Consider the following 1801-nt stretch of genomic DNA (forward strand, 5'->3'; position numbering starts at 1 on the left):
GTGCAGTCCAGTTTCTGCCGGCCGCGGTTGAGGAGCACGAAGTGGTCGCCGACCATGTAGGCGTGGTGCGGGTTGTGGGTGATGAACACGACCCCGAACCCTTGTTCCTTGGCGGCGGAGATGTAGCGCAGCACCATCCCGGACTGCTTGACGCCGAGGGCGGCGGTGGGCTCGTCGAGGATCAGGACGCGGGCGCCGAAGAAGATCGCCCGGGCGATCGCCACGCACTGGCGTTGACCGCCGGACAGCGAACCGATCGGGGCGTCGACATCGGGCAACTCGATGCCCATCTTCGACAGCTCGGACATCGTGGTGGCCCGCATCCCGTTCGCATCCAGTGTCTTGAGCGGTCCCTTCCGCAGTTCCTGGCCGAGGAAGAAGTTCCGCCACACCGGCATCAGCGACACCACCGCCAGGTCCTGGTAGACGGTGGCGATGCCCTTGGACAGGGCCTCCTTCGGTGAGCCGAACGTGAGGGCCTCGCCGTCGACGAGCAACTCACCCTCACTCTGCTGGTGCAGGCCGGCGATGATCTTGATCAGGGTGGACTTGCCGGCCCCGTTGTCGCCGAGGACACCGGTGACCTCCCCGGCCCGCACCCGCAGGTTGATGTCCTGCAGGGCGATGATGTTGCCGTACTGCTTGCCGACGTGCTTGAGCTCGATCAGCGGGATCTTGTCGCCACCACCGGGTTCGGTATCGACGGGCATCTGTTCGATGGTACTCATACGGGTCACCTCTTGGCGGCGTAGTTGCGGAAGGCGTTGTTGGCGATGACCGCGAACAGCAGCATCGCGCCGAGGAAGAATTTGAACCAGTCCGGGTTCCAGCCGGCGTAGACGATGCCCTGGTTCGTCATGCCGAAGATGAACGCGCCGATCGCGGCGCCGATCGCGGTGCCGTACCCGCCGGTGAGCAGGCAGCCGCCGATGACCGCGGCGATGATGTAGAGGAACTCGTTGCCGATGCCCTGCCCGGACTGGACGGTGTTGAACGAGAACAGCAGGTGCATCCCGACGAACCAGGCGGCGAACCCGACGGTCATGAACAACCCGATCTTGACCTTGGTGACCGGGACGCCGATGGCGCGGGCGGAGTCCTGGTTGCCGCCGACGGCGAAGATCCAGTTCCCGATCCGGGTCTTGAACAGCACCCAGGTGGCGATCGCGGTGAACAGCAGCCACCACAGCACGGTGATCCGCACCGACACCCCACCGACCTCGAAGGAGGACGCGAACACCTTCTTCGCCGAGCCGAACCCGGCCATGTCGGAGACGCTTTGGGTGGCGACCTGCCCGGTGATCAGTTTGGTGACGGCCAGGTTGATGCCGGTGAGCATCAGGAACGAGCTCAGCGTGATCAGGAAGCTGGGGATCTTCGTCTTCATCACCAGGTACCCGTTGAAGAACCCGACCGCCAGCGAGACGACGAGGGCGAGGGCGGCGCCGGCCCATAGGTTCAGGTGCAGGTTGTAGGCGATCATCGACGCGGCGAGGGAGCTGGTGGTGACGGCGACGCCGGCGGAGAGGTCGAATTCCCCGCCGATCATCAGCAGTGCGACCGCGCACGCCATGATCCCGATGGTCGAGGAGGCGTAGAGCACCGTGGCCAACGCTTCGGGGCTGCGGAACGGGGGTGCGACGATCATGAAGAAGACGAAGATGGCGATCGCACCGAACAGGGAACCGACCTCGGGGCGGATCAGCAGACGCTGCAGGCGTTTCTGCTCCTTCACCCGTTCGTCGTGGACGACCTTGTGACTGGCAAGGTCCAGATCTTGCTGTGTGGACATGACTTTCCT

2 protein-coding genes are annotated in these 1801 nt (G+C 64.6%); both read right to left on the reverse strand.

From position 1 onward, the window contains the following. Positions 1-728 (reverse strand): ATP-binding cassette domain-containing protein (locus AZG88_RS21270; RefSeq protein ID WP_061043725.1); only part of this gene is annotated, 728 nt, incomplete at its 3' end. Between the two features lie 5 nt (positions 729-733). Beyond that, a complete protein-coding gene (locus AZG88_RS21275; RefSeq protein WP_063886855.1) occupies positions 734-1792 on the reverse strand; it encodes an ABC transporter permease in 1059 nt (352 codons plus the stop codon). Between the last annotated feature and the right edge of the window lie 9 nt (positions 1793-1801).

Source organism: Rhodococcus sp. LB1, assembly GCF_001583455.1.
Classification (GTDB): Bacteria; Actinomycetota; Actinomycetes; order Mycobacteriales; family Mycobacteriaceae; genus Rhodococcus_F; species Rhodococcus_F opacus.

Coding starts and splice junctions, on each gene's coding strand:
- AZG88_RS21275 (WP_063886855.1), bottom strand. CDS start 1,792: ATGTCCACACAGCAAGATCTGGACCTTGCCAGTCACAAGGTCGTCCAC.